Annotated in this window: 23 protein-coding genes; 6 read left to right on the top strand and 17 right to left on the bottom strand. The window is 71.3% G+C overall.

All coding sequences use genetic code 11. The annotated features are described in order from the left end of the window. Positions 1-13: 13 nt before the first annotated feature. Positions 14-940: a sulfotransferase gene (locus JIG36_RS27405; protein ID WP_203379256.1), complete on the bottom strand. Its 927-nt coding sequence runs from the start codon at positions 938-940 to the stop codon at positions 14-16. Positions 941-1,002: 62 nt separating this feature from the next. Between JIG36_RS27405 and JIG36_RS27410 the strand changes: the two genes are divergently transcribed. Beyond that, positions 1,003-1,797 carry a WecB/TagA/CpsF family glycosyltransferase gene (locus JIG36_RS27410; RefSeq protein WP_203379257.1) on the top strand — a complete coding sequence of 265 codons (795 nt, stop codon included), beginning with the start codon at positions 1,003-1,005 and terminating at the stop codon, positions 1,795-1,797. Positions 1,798-1,874: 77 nt separating this feature from the next. Then, positions 1,875-2,240: a VOC family protein gene (locus JIG36_RS27415; RefSeq protein WP_203379258.1), complete on the top strand. Its 366-nt coding sequence runs from the start codon at positions 1,875-1,877 to the stop codon at positions 2,238-2,240. Here JIG36_RS27415 and JIG36_RS27420 read toward each other — a convergent pair. The 8 genes from JIG36_RS27420 to cysC all read right to left on the bottom strand — a co-directional run bounded on the left by JIG36_RS27420 (position 2,230) and on the right by cysC (position 12,367). After that, on the bottom strand, positions 2,230-3,225 hold the full coding sequence (locus JIG36_RS27420; protein ID WP_203379259.1) for a glycosyl hydrolase: 996 nt from the start codon (positions 3,223-3,225) through the stop codon (positions 2,230-2,232). The genes JIG36_RS27415 and JIG36_RS27420 overlap by 11 nt on opposite strands. Then, positions 3,218-3,952 carry a class I SAM-dependent methyltransferase gene (locus JIG36_RS27425; RefSeq protein WP_203379260.1) on the bottom strand — a complete coding sequence of 245 codons (735 nt, stop codon included), beginning with the start codon at positions 3,950-3,952 and terminating at the stop codon, positions 3,218-3,220. Before JIG36_RS27425 ends, JIG36_RS27420 begins: the two co-directional genes overlap by 8 nt. Next, positions 3,949-5,493: an MATE family efflux transporter gene (locus tag JIG36_RS27430; RefSeq protein ID WP_203379261.1), complete on the bottom strand. Its 1,545-nt coding sequence runs from the start codon at positions 5,491-5,493 to the stop codon at positions 3,949-3,951. Before JIG36_RS27430 ends, JIG36_RS27425 begins: the two co-directional genes overlap by 4 nt. Beyond that, positions 5,481-6,356, bottom strand: a complete 876-nt coding sequence (locus tag JIG36_RS27435) for a sulfotransferase domain-containing protein (protein WP_203379262.1) — start codon at positions 6,354-6,356, stop codon at positions 5,481-5,483. The genes JIG36_RS27430 and JIG36_RS27435 overlap by 13 nt, the downstream gene beginning before the upstream one ends. Before the next feature lie 11 nt (positions 6,357-6,367). Next, complete coding sequence (locus JIG36_RS27440) at positions 6,368-7,597, bottom strand: hypothetical protein (protein ID WP_203379263.1); 1,230 nt, start codon at positions 7,595-7,597, stop codon at positions 6,368-6,370. After that, positions 7,594-8,958 (bottom strand): hypothetical protein, encoded by a 1,365-nt coding sequence (locus JIG36_RS27445; protein WP_203379264.1) that lies wholly within the window; start codon positions 8,956-8,958, stop codon positions 7,594-7,596. Before JIG36_RS27445 ends, JIG36_RS27440 begins: the two co-directional genes overlap by 4 nt. Before the next feature lie 5 nt (positions 8,959-8,963). Then, positions 8,964-10,748, bottom strand: a complete 1,785-nt coding sequence (locus tag JIG36_RS27450) for a Wzz/FepE/Etk N-terminal domain-containing protein (protein ID WP_203379265.1) — start codon at positions 10,746-10,748, stop codon at positions 8,964-8,966. Between the two features lie 98 nt (positions 10,749-10,846). Beyond that, entirely contained in the window at positions 10,847-12,367 is a 1,521-nt protein-coding gene (cysC, locus tag JIG36_RS27455; protein ID WP_203379266.1) for an adenylyl-sulfate kinase, read from the bottom strand. Between the two features lie 144 nt (positions 12,368-12,511). On the opposite strand from cysC, the gene JIG36_RS53420 reads away from it, so the two are divergent. After that, positions 12,512-13,852 (top strand): glycosyl hydrolase, encoded by a 1,341-nt coding sequence (locus JIG36_RS53420; RefSeq protein ID WP_203379267.1) that lies wholly within the window; start codon positions 12,512-12,514, stop codon positions 13,850-13,852. A gap of 35 nt (positions 13,853-13,887) precedes the next feature. On the opposite strand, the gene JIG36_RS27465 is transcribed toward JIG36_RS53420, so the two are convergent. The 6 genes from JIG36_RS27465 to JIG36_RS27490 all read right to left on the bottom strand — a co-directional run bounded on the left by JIG36_RS27465 (position 13,888) and on the right by JIG36_RS27490 (position 18,724). Then, positions 13,888-14,469: a DUF4352 domain-containing protein gene (locus JIG36_RS27465; RefSeq protein WP_203379268.1), complete on the bottom strand. Its 582-nt coding sequence runs from the start codon at positions 14,467-14,469 to the stop codon at positions 13,888-13,890. Positions 14,470-14,534: 65 nt separating this feature from the next. Next, positions 14,535-15,098 (bottom strand): DUF4352 domain-containing protein, encoded by a 564-nt coding sequence (locus JIG36_RS27470; protein WP_203379269.1) that lies wholly within the window; start codon positions 15,096-15,098, stop codon positions 14,535-14,537. Between the two features lie 237 nt (positions 15,099-15,335). Beyond that, positions 15,336-16,046 (bottom strand): ABC transporter permease, encoded by a 711-nt coding sequence (locus JIG36_RS27475; RefSeq protein WP_203379306.1) that lies wholly within the window; start codon positions 16,044-16,046, stop codon positions 15,336-15,338. Then, entirely contained in the window at positions 16,046-16,957 is a 912-nt protein-coding gene (locus tag JIG36_RS27480) for an ABC transporter ATP-binding protein (protein WP_307872932.1), read from the bottom strand. The genes JIG36_RS27475 and JIG36_RS27480 overlap by 1 nt, the downstream gene beginning before the upstream one ends. After that, positions 16,954-17,817, bottom strand: coding sequence for an ABC transporter permease (locus JIG36_RS27485; RefSeq protein WP_203379270.1), 864 nt, complete (start codon positions 17,815-17,817; stop codon positions 16,954-16,956). Before JIG36_RS27485 ends, JIG36_RS27480 begins: the two co-directional genes overlap by 4 nt. After that, positions 17,810-18,724 (bottom strand): ABC transporter ATP-binding protein, encoded by a 915-nt coding sequence (locus tag JIG36_RS27490; RefSeq protein ID WP_203379271.1) that lies wholly within the window; start codon positions 18,722-18,724, stop codon positions 17,810-17,812. The genes JIG36_RS27485 and JIG36_RS27490 overlap by 8 nt, the downstream gene beginning before the upstream one ends. 120 nt (positions 18,725-18,844) lie before the next feature. On the opposite strand from JIG36_RS27490, the gene JIG36_RS27495 reads away from it, so the two are divergent. Beyond that, positions 18,845-19,597, top strand: coding sequence for a hypothetical protein (locus JIG36_RS27495; protein ID WP_203379272.1), 753 nt, complete (start codon positions 18,845-18,847; stop codon positions 19,595-19,597). A gap of 54 nt (positions 19,598-19,651) precedes the next feature. On the opposite strand, the gene JIG36_RS27500 is transcribed toward JIG36_RS27495, so the two are convergent. Further along, on the bottom strand, positions 19,652-21,046 hold the full coding sequence (locus JIG36_RS27500) for a cellulase family glycosylhydrolase (protein WP_203379273.1): 1,395 nt from the start codon (positions 21,044-21,046) through the stop codon (positions 19,652-19,654). 144 nt (positions 21,047-21,190) lie between these two features. Here JIG36_RS27500 and JIG36_RS27505 point away from each other — a divergent pair, with 144 nt between their 5' ends. Both JIG36_RS27505 and JIG36_RS27510 read left to right on the top strand, forming a co-directional pair. Continuing rightward, positions 21,191-21,940 carry an SDR family oxidoreductase gene (locus JIG36_RS27505; RefSeq protein WP_203379274.1) on the top strand — a complete coding sequence of 250 codons (750 nt, stop codon included), beginning with the start codon at positions 21,191-21,193 and terminating at the stop codon, positions 21,938-21,940. Positions 21,941-22,029: 89 nt separating this feature from the next. Beyond that, positions 22,030-22,788, top strand: coding sequence for a helix-turn-helix domain-containing protein (locus JIG36_RS27510; RefSeq protein ID WP_203379275.1), 759 nt, complete (start codon positions 22,030-22,032; stop codon positions 22,786-22,788). Between the two features lie 123 nt (positions 22,789-22,911). Here the strand turns inward: JIG36_RS27510 and ppc are convergent, their stop codons facing one another. Next, positions 22,912-25,707, bottom strand: coding sequence for a phosphoenolpyruvate carboxylase (gene ppc, locus JIG36_RS27515; RefSeq protein WP_203379276.1), 2,796 nt, complete (start codon positions 25,705-25,707; stop codon positions 22,912-22,914). Positions 25,708-25,778: the final 71 nt, after the last annotated feature.

A 25,778-nucleotide genomic window follows, 5' to 3' on the forward strand; every position in this document is an offset into this window, starting at 1 on the left:
TTCACAGACGGGTTCAGGACGGGACGGACAGCGGATATCCGTACGCCCGCAGCAGTGGCGCGCACACCGTTCCGACCAGACGTCGCTGGTTGCTGGGCAGCGACTGCTTCCAGGCGTCGTCGTGGCGCAGCGGCAGCCGGCCGACGGTGAAGCGCATCGGGTTGCCGGCGGCGCTGTGCCCGACCCGCAGGTCGGCGTAGCCGTCGCCGAGGAAGCCGAGGTCCTCGGGCATCAGCCGCAGCCCGGCGAAGTCGCCGATCGACAGCAGGGCGGAGCGGGGGTCGGCCAGGAATTCCTCGTAGCGCAGCCGGTGCGTGGACACACCTCGCCGGGCGAGGAGTCCGAAGGCGGCGTTGTGAGCGTTCCACAGCAGCGCCGAGCGTCCGGGGGAGTAGCGCGTCATCTCGTCGGCGCCGTCGGTCTCGGGGCGGGACACCTTCTTGGTCCAGGAGTACGCGACCCCGCGCGCGTCCCGCACGACATGCACCACCCGCAGGTCGATCTCGGGAGCCCAGCGCAGCACGTGGGCGAGCGCGGAGTGCTTCGAGGAGTCGACGACGACCCGCGCGCCGCCCACCTCGGCCGCCGCCTTGTAGATCCGTGCATAGAAGTGGGCGTACTCGTGCACCTCGTCCGGCGCCTCGACGGCGGTGGCCAGGCGCGGGATGTGCCGGGTGCGTTCGACGGCGTCGCGCAGCGCGTGCACCCGGTCGACGTCGACGTTGTGCCAGCCGCCGAACGCCTGCTGCCCGACCCGCTTCCAGAACGAGCAGGCGGAGAACCGGGCGCCGCAGCCGCACCGCTCGTCGTCGCGGATGTCGCGCTGCCAGAGGTGCACGACCTCGCCCAGTGCGCAGACTCCGGGCAGCTCGCCTAGCAGGCGTTCGACGAGTGTTGTCCCACTTCGCCCTAATCCACCCAGAAATAGCACCCGTGCCACTTTGGCCCACCTTCGCTCGTTTCGCTCCTATAACGAGCCAACAACCGTGAAGGAGGCGTTGCGTGTCAGTCGAGGCTTTCGACCGGGTCGAGCTGGACGGAACCGGCATCGATCGGATCACCGAGGCGGAGGTCGTGGCCGTGGTGCGGGACGCGCTCACGCACGGCCGCGGCGGACGGATCCTCACCCCGAACATCGACATCCTGCGCCGGGCCCAGCGCGACGACGAGTGCCGGCGCCACCTGGCCGACGCCGACCTGATCGTGGCCGACGGCATGCCGCTGATCTGGGCCAGCAAGCTCAGCGGCTCGCCGCTGCCCGAGCGGGTCGCCGGCAGCAGCCTGATCTGGTCGCTCTCGGCCGGCCTGGGGCTCGACAACCGCTCGATCTTCGTGCTCGGCGGCACGCCCGCCCCCGACGACGCGACCGCCGACGGCGCCACCCGGGCCGCCGACCGGCTTGCCGCCGATTGCCCCGGCCTGCGCGTGGCCGGAACGGCCTGCCCGCCCTTCGGCTTCGACAACGACCCGCTCACGTACGGCGACTTCTGCGCCAAGGTGGTCGACGCCCGCCCCGACCTGGTCTTCGTCGGCCTGGGCTATCCCAAGCAGGAGCGTTTCATCTCGCGGCTGCGCACCGAGCTGCCGCACACCTGGTTCCTGGGCTGCGGCGCCGCGGTCAACTTCGTGGCCGGTGACATCGAGCGCGCGCCCCGCTGGATGCAGCGCACCGGCCTGGAGTGGGCCCACCGCCTCGGTACCGAGCCCCGCCGCCTGGCCGGTCGCTATCTGCGCCACGACGCCCCGTACGCGTTGCGCCTGCTCGCGCAGGCCCCGGCCCAGCGCGTACGGGGATAGCGCCCCGGCCGCCGGCGTCTCCGATCGGGGACGTCGGCGGATGGAAACCAAGACGTACGTACGGTTTAATTGGCCGCATGTTCGAGCGACTGCACCACGTCCAGGTCCTCTGCCCGCCCGGTGGCGAGGAGTCCGCCCGCGCCTTCTACGCCGGCGTGCTCGGGATGACCGAGCTGGCGAAGCCGCCGGTGCTGGCCGCCCGCGGCGGGTGCTGGTTCCGGTCCGGCGGCTGGGAGATCCACGTCAGCCCCGTGCCCGGCTTCACGCCGCAACTGAAGGCCCATCCCGGCGTGCTCGTTGACGACCTCGACGCCCTCGAGCGGAGATTGCGAACCGCCGGTCGCCCGGTGCAGTGGGATCCCCACTTCCCGGGCCACCGGCGGTTCTACTCGAACGACGACCACGGCAACCGCCTGGAGTTCCTCGAGGCGATCACTTCGTGAAGTACGGGTCCTTCGCCATCTGGTGGAACTCCCGGAACGCCGCCGGGTCGCCGGTCAGCTGGAACTGTTTGTTGGGCCCGTTGCCCTCGGGGTCGGACTCGAAGTAGGCGATCGCCTTGATCTGCGGATTCGCCTTGAAGGTGCGCCGCGCGTCCTTGAGCCAGGCCGCCCGCCCGGCCGAGCCCCACGCCTTGGCCACGCCGAACTCGCCGATCACGATCGGCTTGGGGTGCTGGGCGGCCCACGTCAGGAACGGGCCCATCAGGTCGCCGATCGGCTCGAACCGTTCCCCGGCATAGACGTCCACGCACGTCCAGTCGACCTGGTCGTCGCCGGGATAGAAACCGGGGGCGTCGCCGCGCATGAAGCCCTCGGCGGTCGGGCACCACACCCACGACACGTTGTCCGCGCCCTCCTCCTTGAAGATCGCGCGGACGTACTTCCAGGCCGCGATGTAGTCGGGGCCCGACCACATGGTCGCCCGCAGGTTCGGGCGGTCCATCTCCCAGCGCATCCTCAGCAGCACCGGAACCTTGATCTTCCGTACGGCCTGGGCCTGCTTGCGGATCAGGTCGTCGTGCTCACCGTCCAGGATGGACCGGTTGTCGCCGGTGGCCCAGCTGACCATCAGCGTCGCGCCCCGGGCCAGGAACTCCTTGTCCGACGGCGTGCCCACCATCTGCTCGAAGCGCCGGTACGTGTTCACGATCCGCAGCGGGCGGCCCAGGTCGGACTGGAGGCTGTCGACCGCGGCCAGCCGGCCCACGTGGGTCAGCGCGTCCGGCTTGATCCAGGCCCCGAACAGGGCCCCGCGCGCGGGCGCCTTGACCGGCCCCGACTCGAACGGGCCCTTGTTCACCGCGACCCCGGCCGGCGCGCTGGTCAGGTCGGGTGCGGGTGGTGCCGGCGGCTTGTCGTCCTTACCGAAGGAACAGCCACCGACCAGCAGCGTCAGGAGCAGAACCAGGGCGAGACCTTTACGCATGGATGCGCCGGGCGGTGTAGAGGACGTTGACCGCGTACGCGTCGCTGCCCGGAAGCCGGCGCACGGCCGCGTCCGCCGCGCGGGCCATCGGGTTGCCGTGCAGCGAAGGCGTGATCATCGAGAAGCCGCGGCGCTCCACGATGACGAAGCCGTGCTTGTCGAGCAGCGTCGCGACCTGCTCGTGGGATAGCTCGGCGAACCAGCGCTCGTTCTTGTGGCGACGGGCCCGCAGGTGCCGCACTGAGCCGGCGTTGCCGTGGTTCTCGACGACCAGGACGCCCGAGTCGGCGCTGGGCAACGCCTTGGCGGCAAAGGCCAGGGCCCGGTCCCGTACGGCTTCGTCCACGTTGAGCAGAAGCCGGAACATCGTCACGATGGCCGGGAAACCGGCCGGCACCGGATGCGGCACCGGCCCGTCCTCGGCCACCTGGTGCCAGCTGGCCCGCGACCCGACCTCGGCCGCCTTGGCCATCATCTCGGCCGACGTGTCGTAGCCGTGCGCCTCGCGGACCAGGCCGTGCAGGGTGCGGATGGCCCGGCCGGTGCCGCAGGCGAAGTCGTGCTGCACCGGTGCGAGATCACCGAACTCGCGCTTGACCAGCGTACGGAGGTAGTCCTGCTGCCGTTCGTTGATCTGCGAGGCGTAGCTGTCCGGCGCGTACGTGATGTTCTCGTACTTCTCGACGGCGCCGGTGTCCTGGAACACCTTGGTGTAGTCGGTGGTCAACTCGTCCTCCTCATGGGTTTGAACGCGTCCAGTGCGAGAGGAACGCGCAGGAGCCAGGTGCCGGCCAGGAACGCGGGCACGGCGGCGAGCATGGCGAGGGTGCGGCCGGTGGGGCCGGTGCCGGTCACGGCGACGACGGCCCACGGGATCCCGCCGAAGCAGGTGACCGAGAGCAGCGCGGCGGCCCGGGTGCCGCGGCCGAACGGGTGCAGCCCCGAGGACCGCCCGACCTGGATCAGCGGCATCAGGTTGTTGACGACCATCGAGCAGGCCAGCCCGACCGCCGCGCCGAGGGCGCCGAACCGGGGGATGAGCAGCACGTCGAGCACGACCGTGACGGCCAGCGCGACCAGCACGTTGACGAGGTTCCAGGACGTACGCCCGGCCATCGCCAGCACCATGTCGACCATCCCGCACCCGGTGGCGATCAGCATCGCGGCCGCCAGCACGGCGACGACCGTGGTCCCCTCGTCGGCGTAGCGCACGCCGAACAGCCGCAGCCACACCGGCGCGAAGAAGATGACCAGCAGGTTCACCGGCCAGGTGACGAGCACGAGCCAACCCGTCGCGGTCTGGTAGAGGTCGTTGGCGGTGCGCCGGTCGCCGACCGCGAGGGCCTCGGCCAGCCGCGGCTGCACGGACTGCGAGATGCCCTGGTTGGCGAACTGGATCAGCACGACGAACCGCCCGGCCACGGCGTAGACGGCGGCCGGGACCAGACCGCCCAGCGCCGCCACGAGCAGCACGTCGACCCGTTGCAGGGCCAGCTGGGCCACGCTGGCCACGGCGCGCGGCCCGGTGAACCGCCAGAACTCGCGACGCAGCCCGGCCCGTTCGACCCGCCGAGTGGTCACGCCGGGCGGCTTTCCCTCGCGGTAGAGCCTTCTCAGCGCGTACGCGGAAAGGATTGTCACCGGCAGATAGGGCGCGGCCCAGGCCAGCGCGAAACCGGGCAGCGAACCGGCCGTCCACAGTGCCGCGATGCCGGCCGCGCCGACGAACAGCAGCTGGGTGCCGCTGCGCAGCACCCGGTCGAGCATCACGGTCGGCCGCATCGCGCGGTAACCGCGGGTGGCCGTGAGCAGCGCGTCGGTCAGCGCCTGCAACGGCAGGAAGACAGCCAGCATCCGCAGACCCGCGGTGTGCGCGTCGACCACGTGCCCGGCCTCGTGCGCGGTCACCCGGGCGATCGCCGGGGCGGCCAGCCACATCGCGACCGCCAGCACGACCGACAGCACCGCGACCGGGGTCAACCCGGTGCGCAGGCACGCGCCCAGCAGGTGGGCCCGGCCGGTGGCCCGCAACCGGGCCGGCCAATAGACCAGCCCGGTCTGGGTGCCCAGCTTGGCCAGCCCACCGGCCAGCACGAAGGCGGCGGTGGCGGCGAAGAACGCGCCCGCCTGCTCGGCGCCCAGCGAGCGGGCCACCACCCAGGTGACGACGACCCCGGTGCCGCCGGCCAGCGCCGAACCGGCCATGTTGGCCAGCCCGCCCCGGGCCGCACCCCGCGCGCCCGCAGCCGGTTTGTCTAGGACCGCCATACCGGCATGCGCCCCAGCCAGCGCGCGAGCGCCTCGTCGTGAGGCAGGTAGTAGTCGGTGAGCTCGCGGCGCAGGCCCGGGTCCATGTCGCTCTCGCGGGGCCGGGCGTTGTGCCGCTCGAACGGTGGCCGCTCCAGATAGCTGGGCAGCCCCAGGAACTCGCACACCTCGTCGTAGACGTCCTCGGGGGCGCTGAAGAACCGCTCGCTCTCCATCACGTGGATCCGCTCGCGGCCCACGTGCTGCGCCATCACGCTCAGGTAGCGGGCGTACTCGCCGCGGGCCCGGTAGGCGTGGTGCTGGTGGCTGAAGCTGTAGAACTCCGGGTCCTCGGCCAGCCGCTCCTCCTGCTTGTGGAGCCGGGCCGGTTCGAGGGCGAGGGCGGCGCCGAAGTCACGCTCGGGCTCGAACCCGCGGGCCACCTCGTGGTGGTGCTGCGAATAGGCCCGCTCGACCGGGTCGCGGACCAGCACGAGCAGCCGGGTGTGGGGCAGGTCGCGGGCGATCCGGGCGGCCGCCTGCGGGTGGTACATGTAGTACGGGCTCGACTCGAACGTCTGCGCCGGCACCCCGTACCGCTCACTGATCTTCTCGCCGCTGCGCACCAGCGGGAAGTGCGCCTTGTACCAGGCCATCCCTCGGTCGTACGAGGTGTCGAAGTAGTGCACGCCCTTGTGCAGCACGGCCTTGAGCACCACGGGATGCCCGGCCAGCGCCCGGTAGAGCGACGTCGTGCCGCAGCGCTGCCCGCCGCAGATCAGGAACGTGGGGGTCATCCGGCCCGGCGAGGTCAGCCGGCCGTAGGAGCGGGAACCGAGGTGCACGACGCGTTTCATCGGCGCCGGAATTTTGCGTACGTCCATGGTTGGCTCCCTCAGAGCTCCTCGACCCGGCGGATCAGCACGGGCAGCAGCCACGTGCCGAGGACGCCCAGGCGGGCGCCGGCCTCGGCCTGGCGGTCGGTCAGGTATCGGGTGGCCAGATCGACCAGGTAGAGCAGGGCGGTCACCTCGCGGCCGGCCACCGGGACGCCGAACGGCGCCAGCAGCTCGGTGGCGAGCCGGACGGTCGCCTCGACGGCGGCCTTGGCGTCGCCGGTCGACTGGATGCGGCTCTGCAGCTCGTGGTGCACGGCGTCGAAGCCCAGCGGGACCCCCGACGCGAACCGTTCCCAGTCCCAGACCAGCAGCGCGTCGTCGATGTTGGCCATGTTCCAGGGGGCCCAGTCGCCGTGCCACGCGCCGTACCGGAAGACGATGTCGCCGGCCCGCTGCACCAGCAGCTCGGCCGCGGAGGCCAGGCCCACGCCCTCGGGCCGGTCGCTCACGGCGGCCAGCCGGGCCCGCAGCTCGTGCCAGTACGCGCTGCCGAACAGCGCCCCCGTCGTGTAGCCGCAGCAGCCGGCGATGTCGAGCATGGCGGCGACCAGCCGGCGCTTGCTCAGCGGCGCCCGGGGCAGCCACACCGGCAGCGCCGACTGCACCAGCACCTCGAGCCCCCGCCACTGCCCGGCGTGCAGCACCCGGGGCACGGTCAGCTTGGTCAGGCCGCTGTTGGACAGCGAGGTCAGGGCGGCGGTCTCGGCCCGCACGAGCTGGGTGGTGAGCGGCCCGGTGCCGAGCTTGCCGAAACCGAACGTGTCGCCGTCGGGCCCGATCAGCTGCAGCACCGGCTTGCGGTTGGCCCGGGCCGGGCCGATGTGGACACTCACCGCCAGTTCGCGGCCCAGCGCCTCGCTCAGGTGCCCGTCGATGCTCTGCGAGAACGGCCCGGTCACCCGGATCCGGTCACGCAGCAGCACGCTGGAGGCGCCGGTGCGGACGGCGGCGACGACGGCCTCACGCTTGAGTTTGGCCGACCGCGACTGCGGCTCGGCGTAACGGCGCACGGCCGCCGCGGCCACCCGGCGCGAGCCCGCGGGCACCAGCAGCTTGGGGCGGCGCGCGTCCGGCACCACGAGGTATTCGGCGATCGGGGTGCCGGGGGAGCCGTCGGTGCGGCACGGGTGGGGGTAGAGGAGGTCGAGCACCTCGGCCAGGTAACGCGTGCGCAGCTCCGCGTCCCCCGCGGTCAGCTCGGCGGGCGCGGTCTTCACCGGACTCATGTCGTTTCCCCCTCGATCGAATTGCGCCAGAGCAGCGCGAACGCCAGAACCATGAAGGCCAGGGGGGTGACCAGCGAGTTGTACCAGAGCATCGCGGAGAACGACGTCACGATCGCGGCGCTCCCCGCCACCCCGATGGCGCTTCGATCGCGGCGGAACCGCCACAGGCCGTACGCGAAAAAGCCGAGGTAACCGGCCGTGCCGACCGCGCCGTGGGCGAACAGCAGCTGCCACAGCTGCCCGTTGCCGCCGACGGTGAAGTTGCCGCAGCGCTCACAGCCGGCGCTCTCGCCGACCGTGATCGAGTTGCGGCCGCCGACGGTGTTGCGGGTGCCCCCGTAGCCGACGATCGGCGAGCCCTGGAAGCCGTCGATCGCCCGGTCGATGAGGAACGAGCGCACGCCGTTGGACTTGCCGTTGTCGAGCCGGGCGCCGACCACCGTGCCGAGCGGGGTGGCGACCAGCGCGACCCCGAGCAGGGCGGCCGCTATGGCGACGGCGCCGATGATCCACAGCTTGCCGGCCAGCACGTAGCGGACGGCGACGTAGAGGACCAGCACGCCCGCGCCGATCCACAGGCCACGGTTGAGCGACACGACGGCCGGGACGACCGAGACGACCAGGCACACGACGGCCCAGAACTTCGCCTTGCCGCTCCTGCTCTGCCAGGCGGCCACCACAAGCCAGCCGGCCAGCAGGCAGAAGTTGTTCCCCCAGGTGTTCGTGTAACCCCACGGCGCGGCCGGGCGGGGCTGGCCCTCGCCGACGATGTCCATGATCTGGGCCGCGTACGGGTGCACGAGCGACTGCACGAAGCCCTTGTTGCGCACCCCGGACGGCAGCAGCCACTCCACCGGCGAGGTGAACTCGAAGGTGCCGGCCACCATGCCCAGGAGGCCACCGAGGACGGTCACGACGAACAGCCAGCCGAGCAGCTTCACCAGGCGCCGGCGGGGCAGTTCGTCCTCGGTCAGGTTGCCCGCGTAGACCAGCAGGACGGTCAGGGCGGCGTACATCAGCGCCTTGTAACCCGCCGCGGGCAGCCGGCCCGTCGCGTGCCCGGCCACCGTGCCCACCGGGTCGGCCCCGAGCGCGCCCAGGCTGACCACGACCGCGATCAGGAAGATGGCCCACCACGCGAAGCCCGGCGGCAGCCGCAGCGGACGCCCGGCCGCGCGCCGGCGGATCAACAGGAACAGCATCGGCACGGCCATCAGCGCGAAGATCAGAACGCCGAGGCCGAGCGCCCACCAGATCGGATAGAACGCCAGGATGCTCGCCACCGGCCAGGCCGGCAGCGTCCGGTTCTTGATCGCGCCGTGTGCCGGGCCGCCGGCAGCACGCGCCGGGGCCTGGGACACCGGCGTCACTTCTGGTCGCCGTCCTTCGCCTTGGAGCTGTCCGCGCCGGTGAGGTCGGTGCCGGACATGTCGATCACCGCGGTGATCTCCTCGGCGCTGTCCGCGACCCGCTGCCGCACCTGCTGCTGGGCGGCGGCCTTCTCGGCGGCCGACACGGTGTTGGTCGGAAAGCGCTGGGGCTGCATCAGGTCACGGTCGAGTACGGCGGTCTCGTCCGGCCGGGGGCCACCGGTGTTCGCCACCGGCGGGGTCAGCGTGACGGCCGGACCGGTCGGCTCGGGTCCCCGCAGGTTCGACAGCCGAGGCAGCACGACGGCGCCCAGCAGCGGCGTGCCCACCCGGCGCAGCTGCTCGGCCGCGTCGAGCAGGGCGGGGCGGCGGGCCCGGCGCAGCTCGACGGCGAGGATCGCGGCGTCGGCCAGGCTGGCCAGGCTCTGCGCGTCGGCGCTGCTGGCCGTCGAGGGAGCCTCGATCACGATGTAGCCGCCCTGGCGGCGCAGCGTCTCCAGGGTGTCCTTGAGCCGCTGCGACTGCATCAGCCCGGCCGCGGTGGCGGCGCCGCCGGTGGTGATGACCCGCAGCGACGGGATGCGCGGGGTGCGCTGCAGCGCGCGGGCCAGCCCGACCCGGCCCGCGAGCAGGTCGGAGAGACCGGGCACGGACGAGACACCGAGCATGCGGGCGATCGGGGCGGCGTCGACCACGCTGTCCGGCAGGTGCGCGCCGATCAGAACGACATCACTGCCCGTACGGGCCAGGGCCGCGGCCAGGTTGGCGGCGACCAGGGTGCTGGCCGAGCCGCGGCTGGCCCCGGTGACCACGATGATCTGGTCGCCCTGGGGCATGGTGGCCAGCACCTCGTTGCGCAGCCGGTTGAAGACCCGGCCGCCGGCGCCGTACGGCTGCAGCACGTCGTCGAAGTGCGGGGTGGTGCGCTCGTCGAGGGCGGCCAGCACGTGCATCCGGCCCCGGTCCCGCACGTCGGAGGCCGAGCGCAGCCGGCGGTCGTAGCGCTCCCGCACGAACCCGAGACCCAGGCCGAGCAGCAGGCCGAGCATGCCACCGGTGGCGATGTTGATCATCGCGTTGGGGCTGACCGGCGTCTCCGGCAGGCGGGCGTCGCTGATGATGCTGCCCGCGCCGATCGTGGTCGTGGTGAGCTCGTTCAGCTTGCCGGTCATGCCGTTGAGCTGGTTCTGCGAGTTGGAGCGCAGGCTCAGCAGGTTGCTCTCGTCCGAGCTGCCCTTGGCGGCCCGCGACAGCCGGGCGTTGATGCCGGCGAGCGTGGTGGTGAGCTGCTTGATCTTCGCGGTCAGCGTCTTGATCTGCTGGTTGAGGCCGTTCTGGGCGGTCTCCTCGCGGTTGCGCAGATAGGCCTCGGCGAACGCGTGCGAGCCGGACTGCGCCTCCTGCGGCGTGCCCGCCTGGAACGTGACCATCAGGACGGTGGTGTTCGCCGGCACCTCGACCGAGACGTCGCGGGCCAGCTCGATCGGCGAGCGGGGGCTGCGCAGCAGGGCGGCCGCCTTGGCGGCGACGGCGCCGGAGCCGACCAGCTGGGCCTCGGTGTCGAGGTTGACCATGCCCTTGGTCCGGCCGCCCTGGGCGTTGGTGTCCTGGTCGACGGCCTGCACCAGCACGGCCGTGGAGGACTGGTAGACCTTCGGCATCGTCGAGGTCAGGGCCGCACCCGCGCCCAGACCGGCCCCCGTCGCGATCAGTGCGATCCACCAGTGCCGGCGGAACACTCCGAGATAGTGCGAGACATCGGCCGGGCGTGACGCTTCCATCGGTTGGCGGCCCTTTCGGGGGTGGAGTGAGAAGTGTTGGCAATCGGGCGATTCGCCCCCGGAGGGGTAAACGTCTCACTCCCGCCTTCGTGATGGCTCTACTGCATTTTCGGCTCCACCCAGCCGTTCTCCACGAGATAGGCGACTACGAGCTCGATCGCCGCACCGACCGTGATGGTTGTGGTATCGATGCTGAGCTCGGCGTCGGCCGGTTCCTCGTACGGGTCGTCGATGCCGGTCATACCGCGCAGCTGGCCGGCCCGGGCGCGGGCGTAGAGACCCTTGCGGTCGCGCTGCTCGCACACCTCGAGCGGGGTGTTGACGTGCACGAGCACGAAGCCGGCGCCTGCCTCGACGGCCATCGCGCGGACGGCGGCCCGGGCCTTCTCGTAGGGCGCGATGGGGCAGGCGACCGCCATGCCCCGGTGCCGCCCGACCTCGGCCGCCACCCAGCCGATCCGTCGCACGTTGGCGTCGCGGTCGGCCTTGCTGAAGCCCAGCCCGGCCGAGAGCTCGCGGCGCACCACGTCCCCGTCGAGCAGCGTGATCGTGCGTTCGCCGCCCTCGCGCAGCGAGTCGGCCAGGCCGCGCGCGATCGTCGACTTGCCCGAGCCCGAGAAGCCGGTGAAGAAGACGACCAGGCCACGGTGGCGGCGCGGCGGACGGGCCCGGACGAGCTCCTTGGCCACGGCCGGGGGAGTGTGCCACTCGGGCAGCGGGAAGCCGCGGTCGAGCAGGTCGTCGACCTCGGCCGGGGTCATCGCGAGGCGCCGGTTGCGCAGCGGGATGTCGTCGCGCCAGCGCCACTGGCCGTCCCGGTTGTCGTAGGCCAGCTCGCGCGGGACCAGCACCCGCAGGTTGCCGCCCGAGAGCATCTCGCCGGTGGAGAGCGCGTGGGTGACCCCGTACGAACCCAGGACACGGGCCCGCAGCAGGGCGTCGCGCATCTCGTCGCCCCGGGTGAGCAGCGGGACGGCGACGATGGTGGCCGGGGGCATCCGGTCGCGGGCGGCGAAGACGGCCCGGACCAGCGCCTCGGGCGGCAGGCCGTCGGGGCCGGGGCCGCTGACCGGAATCATGATCAGCAGATGGGCGCCCAGGGTGCGGGCGGCGTGCGCGATCTGGGCCAGCTGGGGCCGGTGCAGGGGCCGGTCGGCGATCACGCCGAGCACCCGCCCGGGTGGCAGCAGGGCCCGCACCTCCTCGGGGGTGCGCTTGAGCCGCTGGAACGGGCCGTGCCCGCCGTCGCCCATCCGCCGCACCGTGCCGCCGGCGCCGTAGCTGCGCTCACCGGTCGCCCAGACGTCGTCGACCTCGAGCGCGGCCACCGGGGCGCCCTCGGGGTCGGTGAGGATGATCGTGCGGCGCATCGGGTCGTCGACCGCCAGCCGCTCGGCCAGTTCGGGCGGAATCTCCAATGTGACCGCCACCGGCCACGATGTCCCGTCCGCGAGCCGGCCGCGCCGGCGCAGCGCGTCCAGGTCGTCGCGCCCCAGAAAGCCGGTCAGCGGCGCGTAGGCGCCGGAGAGCAGCAACTCCAGATCCGCGAGCTCATGCGGGTGCGGGGTGTACGACGGGGCGTCGCGCAGCACGTCCTCGGGCAGCACCGAACCATTCACTTCCGTATCCCCCTGCGGCCGATTAGGGGACAGTTTCTCAGCCCCGGTGATCGCGGTCGAGACGGGTATACCCCTTGCACTCTTCCCTTTACTTTCCCGTCGGGTAATAGACAAAACGGACTTAAGTCACAATACTGGCTGATCGTGAATCGTCGCCCGCGCCGTTTCCGGCTCGTACAGATAGCCGCCGTTCCCACGGCCTTCGTCCTTTCCGTCGCCACCACGCTCGCGTGGGCCTGGACCGGTGGGGTCGACCAGATCGGACTTCCGGTGGGAACGCTCGGCGATCCCACCGTCTCGGTCCCCGTGCTCTCGCCCACGGCGCAGCAGCCGGGAATCCCGGACGCCCTCGCCCCGGCTCGCCGGCCCTCGTCGGCCGCCGCGGCGTCGGCGTCCGCATCCGCATCGGCGGCCGCGTCCTCCGCCGCGGCCGCTGCCAGCTCGACGTCCGCCCTGCCCGCGACCCTCGCGCCCCAGGGCCGCATGGCCCAGGCCGACGTGGTCACCGGCGACCAGCAGCGCCGCGGGGGGCACTGCTACACCGGACACAACCTGGTGCCCACCTGCGGTGTGCTCTGGGGCGTGGCGCCGGGTGCGCACACCGAGAGCCGGGGCGCCTCGGCGCTGGCCCGCTTCGAGCGCAAGACCGGCCGGCACCAGGCGATCTACCACGCCTACCACGGCGGGACGCGGCAGCTGTTCCCGACCGAGCAGGAGATCGCGATCGCGCACCAGCCCGGCCAGCGGCGCATCCTGTTCCTCAACTGGAAGCCCGAGTCCGCCTCCTGGGCCAAGATCGCCAAGGGGGACCGGAGGACCGACGCGTTCCTCGACCGGCTCGCGGTCCACATCAAGAAGAACTTCCCCGAACAGTTCTTCTTCGCCGTGCACCACGAGGGCGAGAACGACGTGCGTGAGAAGGCCGGCTCCGGCTACACCGCGCGCGACTACGCGGCGATGTACCGGCACGTCATCAAGCGGCTGCGGGCCAAGGGCGCCGACAACATCGTCAGCGTTCTGGTGCACATGGCGTACGTGCCGCACGCGCAGAAGAGCTGGTTCAACTCGATGTACCCGGGCGACGACGTGGTCGACTGGATCGGCCTCGACACCTACGCCTACAGCGACCCCGGCTATGGCCACGGCCAGTTCGCCGAGGTCTTCAACCGGCGGCTCGAGGGCAAGAAGGCCTGGCCCGGCTTCTATACGTGGGCCGTCACCCGGCACCGCAGCAAACCGCTCATGATCGCCGAGTGGGGCGTCTGGTCGTCGAAGCGGAACCCGCAGTACAAGGCCGACTTCTATCGCCGGCTGGGCAGCGAGATCCGCAAGTTCCCGCGGATCAAGGCGATGGTGCAGTTCGAGACGCCGAGCAACCAGAAGGGCCAGGACTCCTCGGTGGACAGCACGCCGGCCGCGCTCAACGCCTACCGCAAGCTGGGCAAACTGCCGCTGTTCCAGGTCGCGGTCACGCCGCGCCGGTGAGCCTCACTCCGGGCTGTTCCGGACGTTGTCGGGTCTCATTTCAGGGCGATCCGGGCGCCGGGGGAGGAGAAGGCGTCGTGCAGCACCACCGAGGCGAGGGCCGTTTCGGGCGGCACGTCGAAGACGAGGGTGCCCTTGACCTGGGCGCCCCCGGCGATCTCGTCGAGCAGGCCTTTGGGCTGACCGTTGACGAACACCTCGGCCTGCATGTCGGTGGCGAACTCGGCCCCGGACGCGTCGTACGCCTTCTGTGAGGTGCTGTCGAGGTATTCGGCGGTCTTCGCGCCGTTCTTCACCAGCAGGTCGATCAGGCAGTAGGAGCCCTTGGGCTCGAGGTTGACGAACTCGTCGCCGACCTTGGCGACACCGCAGCGGACGGCGGTGACGGTGAAGACGAACTTGCCGTCCCGGACCGGCTTGTTGATCTCGCCGCCGGCCGTGCTCAGCACTTCCCGGCCGCCGTTCTCGTCGCGCAGCACGAAAAACCAGCTGAGCGCGGCGACGACGGCGAGAACGAGAACGCCGGCCACCCACGGCCACAGGGGCCGCGGAGGGCCGGCGTTCTCGTCGTCGAACTCGTCCTCGTCCACGGCCTCGGCGGGCGCGGGGTCGGTCATCCACTCATCCAAACCAGGCCCGTCACGGTGCGCAGCGGGCCGATCGGTCAGAAGCGTCTGGACCTTTATCGCAGCGCGATCGGGGCCCCAGGCGACGAGTACGACCCGTGGAGCAGCAGGAACGAGAGCTCGATCCCGTCCGGGACATCGAACACGAGCGTTCCGTGGGTCTGGCCGCTCGGGCTGATCTCGCTGAGAAAGTTCGGCAGGTCCGGGTTCATGATCACCTCGGCCTGGGCGTCGGTCGAGTACTCACCGCCGCCGGCGTCGTACGCCTTCTGCGACGCGCTGGCGAACAGGGCGGGTTCGCTCCCGGCGTTCATCACCATCAGGTCGACGAGGCAGAACGTGCCCTTGGCGGCGACGCTCGTCAGATCGTCGCCGACCTCCTTGAGCCCGCAGCGCACCGTGTTGACGGTGAAGATGAGCGAGCCGTCCGGGGTCGCGCGGTCGAGGCCGCCGCCACTGGTGATCACGGTTTCGCCGGTCGAGCCGTCGTCCCGCAGGACGAAGAACCAGACGCCGGTCGCGGCCAGCAGGAGAACGAGGACGCCGACCGCCCACGGCCACCGGCGGGGCCGTGCTGCGGTCGGCTTCTCCGCGGTCGGCGCGGTCGCTGCCTCGGTCATGCGGTGCATCCAACCACCACCGCTACCGTCAAACGCTTAAAGATCGGTTACAAGCCGATCACTTGGCGCCAGCCTCCGGGCTCGTCTCTCCACCCCGGGCCGTCTCGCCGGCCCGCCTTTCCGTCCGGGCCAGCTTGCCTTGCCGGCCTGCCTCGCCGTCGCGGGTCAGCTCGTCTCGCCGGCCTGCCTCGCCGTCGCGGGTCAGCTCGTCTCGCCGGCCTGCCTCGCCGTCGCGGGTCAGCTCGTCTCGCCGGCCACGCTGAACGATCCGAGGCGGTTGACCGCATAGATCGTCCCGCCGATGGCGAAGAGGACGCTCATCACGATGGCCACCGGCACCGAGACCTTGCCGTCGAGCATGCCGGTCGGGGCGATCTTGTCGGCGATCGTGATGACGTACTGCTCGATCGAGAGCACCCGGGTGCCGCTGACGAACCGGCCGAGCAGCCCCTCCCACACCAGGATGTAGGCCAGGCCCAGCAGCACGGGCCGCCGGGTCAGCAGGCTCAGCAGCAGGAACAGCGCCGAATAGGCGATCGCGCCGGCCACCGCGCCCACCACGAGCGCGAGACCGAACCGTACGGAATCGGCCAGCACCCCGGCCACGAAGAGCGGGATCGCCGAGGTCAGCGCGCTCACCCCGGCCGCCACCATCAGCTTGGCCAGGATGATGTCGCGGCGGGCCAGCGGCTTGGTCAGGATGTGCACGATCGTGCCGTCGTCGACCTCGGAGCCGAGCACGCCGGTGCCGACGATCAGCGAGATGACCGGCAGGACCACGGCCAGGCCGAGCCCGACGACAACCGCCTGACCCCACTGGTCGGGGTCGACGTCGTAGGCCCGGCAGATCAGCGCCAGACCGACCAGCAACAGGGGCAGCGGGAGCAGCAGAAGCACGCGCCGGCGGCCGAACAGACCGCGTGCGGTGATGTAGGCGACCGTGGACATCATGCCTCCAGCAGGTAGGAGAAGACGCTCTCCAGCGACTCGTCGGACGGCAGCAGTTTGCGCAGCCGGATGCCCTCGCCGAGGGCGATGCGCGGGAGGGCGCGGGTGAAGCTGCCGTAGTCGGATGCCCGTACGGTCAATCCGGTCGCCTCGATCTCGATGCCGCTCACCGACTTCTCGCCGATCAGCGCCACCGCGAGTTTGCGGTCGTCCGAGCTCTGCACGGCGAAGACGTGCGGCCGGTTGGTCATCAGGCGGCGGATGCGGCGGTAGTCGCCCGAGGCCGCGAGCCGGCCGGCCACGATCACCTGGACCAGGCCGGAGAGCTGCTCGACCTCCTCCAGGATGTGCGAGCTGAACAGGATCGTGTGGCCCTGGTCGCCCAGCCGGTGCAGCAGCTCCATCATGTGCATGCGCTGGCGCGGGTCCATGCCGTTGAACGGCTCGTCGAGCAGCAGCACCCGCGGCTCGTGCACCAGCGAGGCGGCGACCCGGGTGCGCTGCCGCATGCCCTTGGAGAAGGTGTCGATCCGCCGGTCCTGAGCCGGGGTCATCTCGACCAGCTCGAGCGCGCGCCGGGTGGCGGCGGCCGGGTCGGGCAGCTTCTGCATCTTGGCGCAGGCCAGCACGAACTCGTAGGCGGTGAGGAAGCCGTGCACCGCCTCGCGCTCGGCCACCAGGCCCAGCTCGCGATAGATGCCCGGGTTGCGCCAGGTCGGCGAGCCGTCGATGGTGACCGTGCCCTTCGACGGGGCGAGGAAGCCGGCCATCATGTGCAGCACCGTGGTCTTGCCGGCGCCGTTCGGGCCCAGCAGGCCGGTCACGCCCGGCTGCAGGGTCATGCTGATGTCGTTGACGGCGACCACGTTGCCGTACCAGCGGGAGACGTTCTGCAGTTCCACGGTGCTCACAGCGAGGCCACCTTCCGGTAGCGGGCCAGCAACAGCAGGAGGGCGGCCGTGACCAGGCAGAACAGCTCGATGCCATAGATCACGCCGAAGTCGCCGATGTCGATGCCGAGGTCGTTCTTGCCGCGCAGCCACGACTGCACGCCGGTGAGCAGCGACATCGGGCTGGCCAGGCCGGCCAGGTGCTGCGCGGTCTGCGACGGCAGGATGCTCAGCACGCCGACGACCGGTGCGGTCATCAGGAAGACGGCCACGATGCCGCCCGCCGCGAACGCGCGCTTGCCGGTGATCGAGGCGACCAGCAGGCTGATCGACGCGAACAGCAGCGCCCAGAGCAGGCTGTAACCCCAGCCCGGGAGCAGGTCGAGGAACTCGTTCCAGACGCCCTTGGCGCCGTCGTCGGTGGTGAACGCCCCGCCCAGGAACATGATCAGCTGGGGCACGCCGAGCAGCATGAACACCGCCGTGGCGAGCGCGGCGAACTTGGCCCCGATGTAGTCGAAGGCGCGCAGCGGCCGGCTGAAGTAGAGCGGTAGCACGCCCGAACGCATGTCGCGCGAGACCAGCTCGGGGGCGACGATCGCGACGAAGAAGATGACCAGCCAGCTCATCGTGTCGTCGAACGAGAAGTAGTCGAACAGGATGATGTTGGCCTGGGCCTTGACGGCCGCGTTGATCACCGCGACCAGCAGCACGATGCCGGCCACCAGCCACGGGAAGATCTTCGCCTTGGCCGAGCGGCCCAACCCGAACGAGGCCCGCAGGCCGTGCTGGTAGATCGAGGCGAACACCGCGGAGCGGCCCAGGCGCGGGCCCTCGTACCGCTGGTATCCGATGTCGTGGATGACGCCCGCATCAGACATCGGCGGTCTCCTTCGTGGTGAAGAGCTCGGCCACCCGGTGGCGTCGCTGGTCCAGGCGGTGCAGCGGCAGGTCGAGCTCGGCCACGGCGCGCAGGATCTCGTCGTACGCCTTCTCCGAGCTGAGCGGCACGAGCAGCAGCCGCCCCTCGCGCGTCACCTGCAGCTCGAGCCGGGTCAGGGCCGCGGCCAGCTCGTCGGTGCCCTCGCTGACCTCGACGGCCAGGATGTCGGAGGCGGCCGTCATCGCCGAGATGCGGTCGGCCCGCAGCAGGCGCCCGCCCTCGATCGCGATCAGCGAGTCACAGATGCGCTCGACCTCGCCCAGCAGGTGTGAGCAGACGACGACCGAGATGCCGAACTCGTTGCCGATGCGGTGCACCAGGTTGAGCATGGCGTCGCGGCCGGCCGGGTCGAGGCCGTTGGTCGGCTCGTCGAGCAGCAGCAGGTCGGGGTCGTGGACCAGGGCCTGGGCCAGCTTGACCCGCTGCTTCATGCCGGTCGAGTAGCCGCCGATCTGGCGGTACCGCTCCTCGTAGAGGCCGACGTGCCGCAGCGCCTCGGAGGCCCGCTCGCGTGCGGCCGTCTTCGGCAGCCCGCTGAGCCGGCCCAGATGGGTGACGAACTCGGCGGCCGAGACGTCGGGAGGCAGGCAGTCGTTCTCCGGCATGTAGCCGACGCGGGCCCGCACCTGGTCGGTCTCGGTCACCGGATCGAGACCGAACACCCGTACGTCGCCGCTGGTGGGCTCGGTGAGACCGAGCATGATCTTGATAAAGGTGCTCTTGCCGGCACCGTTCGCGCCGACGAGCCCGATCACGCCCGCCTCGACGCCGACGGTGAGTTCGCTGAGGGCGGTGACCCCGCCCCCGTACGTCTTCGTGAGCGACTGTGTCGCGATGATGGTCACAGGCTCAGCCTAAGAACTGGCCGCACCTGCCCGGATCCGGTTAAACCCTGAGAGACCGTAGGGGGTCTCTCAGCTCCTTCACAGAATTACCTGTGACGGGGTCGGAGCGTTCTGAAGGACATGGGACTCACGTCAATGTGGCCGGGTGGGGTCTTCCTGTCGTTCGGCCTCTGGTTCGACCGCCCGATGGACGAGCCCGCGCTGGCCGCGGTCGGCGACGTCCTGGAACAGAACGGCGCCACCTACAGCGGGGCGATGTTCCACGGTCCGCCCGGGCTGGAGTTCTCGCGGGTGCCGGGCGCGGCCGGGATCGACTACGCCGGTGTCCGGTCGGCCCGCGAGGTGCGGCGCTGCCTGCGCGACGGCGGCGGCTACCGGGTGGCGATGAACCTGCCCGGCGCCGGCCCGGCGGCGATCTCGTTCGAGGCCACCCCCGGCGAGGACTCCCCGGCCGAACGGCATCCGGTCGAGGTGACGGTGGAAGCCGGCGCGTTCGCCGTGCCGCGGCCGCTGTGGGACGACGACGAGCGCGCGGCCGCCGAGGCCCGGCAGGCGGTGGTGTTGCGCTATCTGGAGGCGTGCTGCACGGCCCTCGACCCGGCCTACGCCGTCCTGCACTCCGAGGGCTCGACCCCGACCCCGGCCGCCCTCTCCGTCGGCCGCCAGCTCGGCACCGACGTCTTCGTCTCGAAGCGGCTCGCCCTGGACCCCCGTCTGACCCAGGTGAACCGGCTCTCACAGACGCTGCGCTGGCCGACCGGCACGTTCCACTCGGGCTGGTTCCTGGCCGAGACCCCCGACCTCGACGCGCTGCTCGCGGCCTGGACGCGCCCGTCCCTGATCATCGCCGAACGTCTGACCGTCAAGCAGTGACACGTGTGCCCCCGGGCTGGTGGGAACCCGGGGGCACACGTGGATCTCAGCCGGTCAGAAGTTGTCCGGCGTGCTGATGCGGCTCTTCAGGTAGGTGCCCGACTGGCTCAGGACGCCGCTGCCGTAGTCGGAACCGTTGCAGGTGCCGGAGCGGAAAGCGGCACTGCTCTCGTCGGCGTCCGAGTATGTCCAGTTGGCGTAGCTGATCTGCAGCCGGTCGAGCAGGTCGAGCCACGTGCCGGTGCTGGCCAGGTCGACCTGGCCGCCGCCGGTGTAGGTCACCGTGCCGAACTCGGTGACGAACAGCGGGAGCGACGCGGCCGCGCGCTGCACCTCGGCGCGGTAGTTGTCCAGGTGGGACGCCGCGTAGAAGTGGAACGCATACATGATGTTGCTCGCGTTGACCGGGTTCGCGGTGATCTCGCCGGAGTTGGCGCCCTCCGAGACGCCCAGCGACGACCAGCCGCGGGTGCCGACGACGATCACGGCGTCCGGGTCGTTGGCCCGGATCACGGGGATGACCTGCTCGGCGTAGCTCTTGATGCCGGCCCAGCTCACGCCGTTGGGCTCGTTGGTGATCTCGTAGATGATGTTCTTCTTGTTCGCGTTGCGGGCCGAGACCTCGTTGAAGAACGTCTTGGCCCGGGCCAGGTTGTAGTTCGGGTCGCCCGGCGTCAGCGTGTGGAAGTCGACCAGGGCGTACAGCCCGCGCGCCCCGGCCTCGTCGACCAGGCCGTTGACCTGCGAGGTGAAGCCGGCCGGGTTGGTCTCGTAGCCACCCTCCTGCACGTACATCGAGATGCGCAGCAGGTCGGCCTTCCAGTCGTTGGCCAGCGCGTCCAGCGAGTTCTTGTTGTAGCACTTGCCGAACCACTGCAGGCCGTGCGTGCTCATGCCGCGCAGCTGGATGGCCTTGCCGTTCTGGTTGCACAGCTTGGTGCCGCAGACGCGGAGCTGCCCGTTGATCGCCACCGGGGTGGTGCCGGTCGGCGGAGTGGTGGTCGGAGGGGTCGTGGGAGGTGTGGTGGGCGTCGTCGTCGGGGGAGTGGTCGGTGTGGACGAACCGTCACAGGAAGCGCCGTTGACCTGGCACGACGTGGGGCGGCCGGTGCCGTTGGCGACGAACCCGAACGAGGTCGACGCCCCGGCCGCCAGCGTGCCGTTCCAGCCGGCCGGCGTGAACGTGTACGTCGAGCCCGACGCCGACTGGGTGGTGTTCCAGGAGTTGACGACCGTGGTGCCGGCGGGCAGGGTGAGCTGCACCCGCCAGGTGGTGATGGGGGACGAGCTGGTGTTCTTCACCTCGACCTGGGCCTGATAGCCGGTGCTCCACGAGTTGGTGACGGTGAAGGCGGCGGTCTCGGCGCTGGCCGGCAGGGCGACGACCGTGGCCACCGTTGCGGCGGCGGCCACGACGGCGACGCCGGCGAGGATTCTCCATCTGCGCATGGGGGATCGATGCTCCATCGGGGAGGGGACGGGGGATCTGGGAGCGCTCCCACGGACCATAACCTCAACCCCGTCGATGTCGCAAACGATCCACATACTCCCTGTACCTGGTTGCCCCCGCGGACCGCGGCCACGATCGGTCGCATGTCTTCATCGAAACCTCTGGACGGCCGCGTCGCCGTCGTCACCGGCGCCTCCTCCGGGATCGGCGCCGCCACGGCCGTCCGCCTGGCCGCCGACGGCGCCCGGGTCGCCCTGCTGGCCCGCCGGGCCGACCGCCTCGCCGAGGTGGCCGCCACCATCGGCGACGCCGCCCTGCCGCTGACCGTCGACGTCACCGATCCGTCCGCGTTGGACGCCGCCGCGAAGACCGTCGAAGCCGAGTTCGGGCCGGCCGACCTCGTGGTCGCCAATGCGGGTGTCATGCTCGTCGCGCCGTTCGCCGAGGGGCGCCGCGACGAGTGGGCGACCATGCTCTCGCTCAACGTGATGGGCGTGCTCGACACGGCCCGTGTCTTTCTGCCGCAGCTGCTGACCGCCGCCGACGCGGGTGGCAACGCCGACCTGGTGATCGTCTCGTCGCTCGGCGCCCGGCAGTTCTCGCCCGGATTCGGCGTCTACTCGGTGACCAAGGCCGGGGTGAGCGCGCTGGCGGCGAGTCTGCGGGCCGAGTTCGCCGACCGCGGTCTGCGGGTGACCAACGTCGAGCCGGGAGTCACCGACAGTGAGCTGGGCGACCGGATTCTGCACGACGAATGGCGCACTATGCTGGCCGAGCACAAGGCGCAGATGAACGCGCTCTCCGCCGCCGACATCGCCGACGCGATCGCGGACGCGACGGCCCGCTCGCGCAACGTCCACATCCGCGAGCTGATCGTGCATCCGCTGAGCTGAACCGCCGCCCGGCCCCGCCACTCTGCCCGCCGCCCCGCGTGATCGACGGAACCGGCGGGCCGGGCGGGGCCGGGTGACAAGCTGGGGACATGAACCGCGCGGCCCTCGGAGAATTTCTGCGTACGCGTCGTGAACGCACCCGGCCGAGCGATCCGGGACGACGGCGTACGCCGGGGCTGCGACGCTCCGAGGTCGCCGAGCGGGCCCACATCTCCGAGATCCACTACGCCAACATCGAACAGGCCCGCGGCACCCAGCCCTCGGCCGACGTGCTGGCCGCCATCGCCCGCGCCCTGCACCTGGACGCCGGCGAGACGCAGCACCTGTTCGACCTGGCCGCCCAGGCCCCGCCCCGCCCGGCCGAACCCGACATGCGGCTCGGCGAGCGGACCCGCCGGCTGATCCAGAGCCTCGACCCGGTCCCGGTGCTGGTCCTCAGCGCCCGCCTCGACGTCATCGGGCAGAACCGGGCCGCCGCTGATCTGCTGGAGGATTTCGCCGCCACCACGCCGGACCGTCGCAACCTCGCGCGTCGCCGCTTCCGTCCCGAGGTGCCCGGCGACGTGTGGGGTGCGGCCGGGCTGGACGCGCTGTCCCGTTTCGCGGCGGCCCGGCTCCGGAGTGCGAGCGCACGCTATCCGCACGACCCGGTCACGCGTGATCTGGTCGACGAGTTGCGCGTGCACAGCCCCGAGTTCGCCCGGGTCTGGGCCGAGGAGCCGGTCGGTTTTCTGCGGGCCACCATGCTCGACGTCACCGAGGTGCGGATCGGGGCGCAGCCGCACACCTGCGAGGTCACCGACATTCCGGAACGCGACCAGCACCTGGTGTTCCTACCAGCGGTGTGAAGCGAAACCGGCGCGGCGTGAATGTGAAGCGAAACCGGCACGGTGTGAAGCGCATACGGGCGCGGGCCGGAAAACAGAACGCCGGCGCGACCCGAAGGCCGCGCCGGCGTCGAGCAGCAGCGGTCAGCCGGTGTTGCGCATGCCGGCGGCGATGCCGTTGACCGAGGTCAGCAGCGCCCGCTCCAGGGCCGTCGAGTCGGACGGCACCCGGCGTGAGCCCGGCGCCACCACGGTCTGGCGGTCGGCCTCACCGGCGTCGCGGTATTGACGCAGCAGCGCGACCTGCAGGTGGTGCAGCGGCTCGAGGTACGTGTCGCGGACGTCCAGCGTGCGCTTGAGCTCGGGCTGGTTCTCCAGCAGCTCGGTGGTGCCGGTGATGGCCAGCACCTCGCGCACGGTCAGCTCGTACTCCTCCTTGATCTTGTCGAAGATCGGGCGGAGGTGTTCGGGCACCAGGGTCTCGACGTAGCGCCGGGCGATCGTCAGGTCGGTCTTGTTCAGCATCATCTCGACGTTCGACAGGAACGTCTTGAAGAACTGCCAGTTGCCGTACATCTCCTGCAGGACCTCGGTGTGGCCGGCCTCGCGGGCCGCCTTGAGGCCGGTGCCGACGCCGAACCAGCCGGGCACGATCTGCCGCGTCTGGGTCCAGCCGAACACCCACGGGATCGCCCGCAGACCGCCCAGGCCGGCGTCGGTGTTGGGCCGCTTGGCCGGACGGGAGCCGATGTTCAGCGCGCCCAGCAACTCGGTCGGCGTGGCCGCCCAGAAGTAGGCCGGCAGGTCCGGGTTCTCGACCAGCGAGCGGTACTGCGCGAACGCCGCGTCCGACGCGGTGTCCATCGTGGCGTCCCAGCGGGCCAGCCGTTCGAGGTCGACCGAGGGCGAGGTGTGCAGCAGCGTCGCCTGCAGCACCGCGGCCACCGTCAGTTCCAGGTTCTCGCGGGCCAGGGCGGGCAGCGTGTACTTGTCGCTGATGACCTCGCCCTGCTCGGTCACCTTGATCGCGCCGTCCAGCGTGCCGTAGGGCTGGGCCAGGATCGCCTCGTGGGTCGGGCCACCACCGCGGCCGACAGTGCCGCCCCGGCCGTGGAACAGTCGCAGCCGCACGCCGTGCCGGGCCGCCACGTCACGCAGCGAGCGCTGCGCCTTGTGGATGCCCCACTGGCTGGTGGTGATGCCGCCTTCCTTGTTCGAGTCGGAGTAGCCGAGCATGACCTCCTGCACGTCGCCGCGCGCCCGCACGATCGCGCGGTAGGCCGGCAGCGACAGCATCTCGTCGAGCAGGTCGCCACCGGCGTCGAGCTCGGCCGGGGTCTCCAGCAGCGGCACGATGTTGACCCGGGCCCGGCCGGTGTGGATGTCGACCAGGCCGGCCTCGCGGGCCAGCACGGCCGCCGCCAGCACGTCGTCCACACCCAGGGTCATCGAGATGATGTATGTCTCGATGACGTCGGCGCCGAAGCGGTCCTGCACGTCGCGGATCGTGTTGAACACGTCGAACGTCTTGCGGGCGGAGTCGGTGAGCGGCGTCTCGGCGCTGGACAGCGGGCGCCGGCCGGTCAGCTCGGCCGCGAGCAGCTTGGTGCGGTCGCTGCGGTCGAGGGCGGCGTAGTCGTCGACCTCGCCGACCTGCGTGTACATCTGCTGCAGCACCTCGTGGTGCTTCTCGGCGTGCTCGCGGACGTCGAGCGTGGCCAGCTGCAGGCCGAAGGCCGAGACGGTACGGATCGCGGTGGCGACCACCCCGACCGCGGTGAGCTGGCCGGAGTTGCGGGCCAGCGAGGCCCGGATCAGCTCGAGGTCGGCGATCAGCTCGTCGCTGCCCAGGTAGTCGCGGCCGGGCACGTGGGCGGTGCCGTTGCGCAGCCGGGTGCGGGTGTTCGCCAGCTTCGCCTTGATCGCGCGCACCTTGAGGCGGTAGGGCTCCTCGGCGTTCGTACGGCGGAAACGCGGCGCCACCTCGGGCAGGTTGTCGAGGTCCTTGGCGAGCGACGCGGACAGGTCGAGCGAGACCCCGCGCAGCCGCCGCGACACCGAGAGCACGTCGATGAGCTGGTCCATCGCGGCCTCGGTGGCCTGGATGCCGTGCTCGTGCTGGATCATCAGCACGTCGCGGGTGACGGCCGGCGTGACGAACGGGTTGCCGTCGCGGTCGCCGCCGATCCACGAGCCGAAGGTCAGCGGCCGGGCCGTCGGCGCGGTCTCGACCCCGAGCTGGCGCAGCGTCTCGGCCAGGTCGGCCAGCACCTGCGGGGCCGCCTCGGCATAGAGGTCCTTGAGGTAGTAGACCGCGTTGCGGGCCTCGTCGGTCGGGTCGGGCCGGTCCAGGCGCAGCTCGTCGGTCTGCCACAGCAGGTCGATGAGCTCGGCGAACTTGCGGGTCGAGGCCGTGGTGTCGGTCTGGCCGTAGAGCACCGCGGCCGCAGCCTCGGCGTCCAGCGCGTCGGCCAGCTGCCGCAGCTTCGACAGGATCGAGCGGCGCGCGGCCTCGGTCGGGTGCGCGGTGAAGACCGGGCGGACGGCCAGCCGGCGGGCGGCCGCGGCGATCTCGTCGGCCGGCACACCCTTCTCGGCGATCAGCTTGGCCGCCTGGTCGAGCCAGCCGCCGTCGTGGGCGCGCCGCCGGCGCAGGTCACGCGAGCGGTGCACCTGCTCGGTGATGTTGGCCAGGTGGAAGTAGGTCGAGAACGCGCGGGCCAGCTTGGTGCCGGTCGTGACGTCCATGGCGGCGAGCCGGTCGGCCGCGGCCTGCGGGTCCTGGCGGACCAGCGCGCGGATCTCCTCGACCAGGTCGAGCAGCGGACGGCCTTCTTGCCGGGCCAGGGTCTGGCCGAGCAGCGTGCCGATGCGGCGGATGTCCGCGCGCAGGGCGGCGTCGGGGCCGTCAGGGTCGAGGTGGCCGTGCTGGTCAGTCATCGGGGGCGCTCCTTCGCCTCAAAGGTGCTCCAGGACAGCGCTGTCCCGACTCCGCCGATCGTATCGGCGGT

The organism is Paractinoplanes ovalisporus (assembly GCF_016834655.1).
GTDB lineage: Bacteria > Actinomycetota > Actinomycetes > Mycobacteriales > Micromonosporaceae > Actinoplanes > Actinoplanes ovalisporus.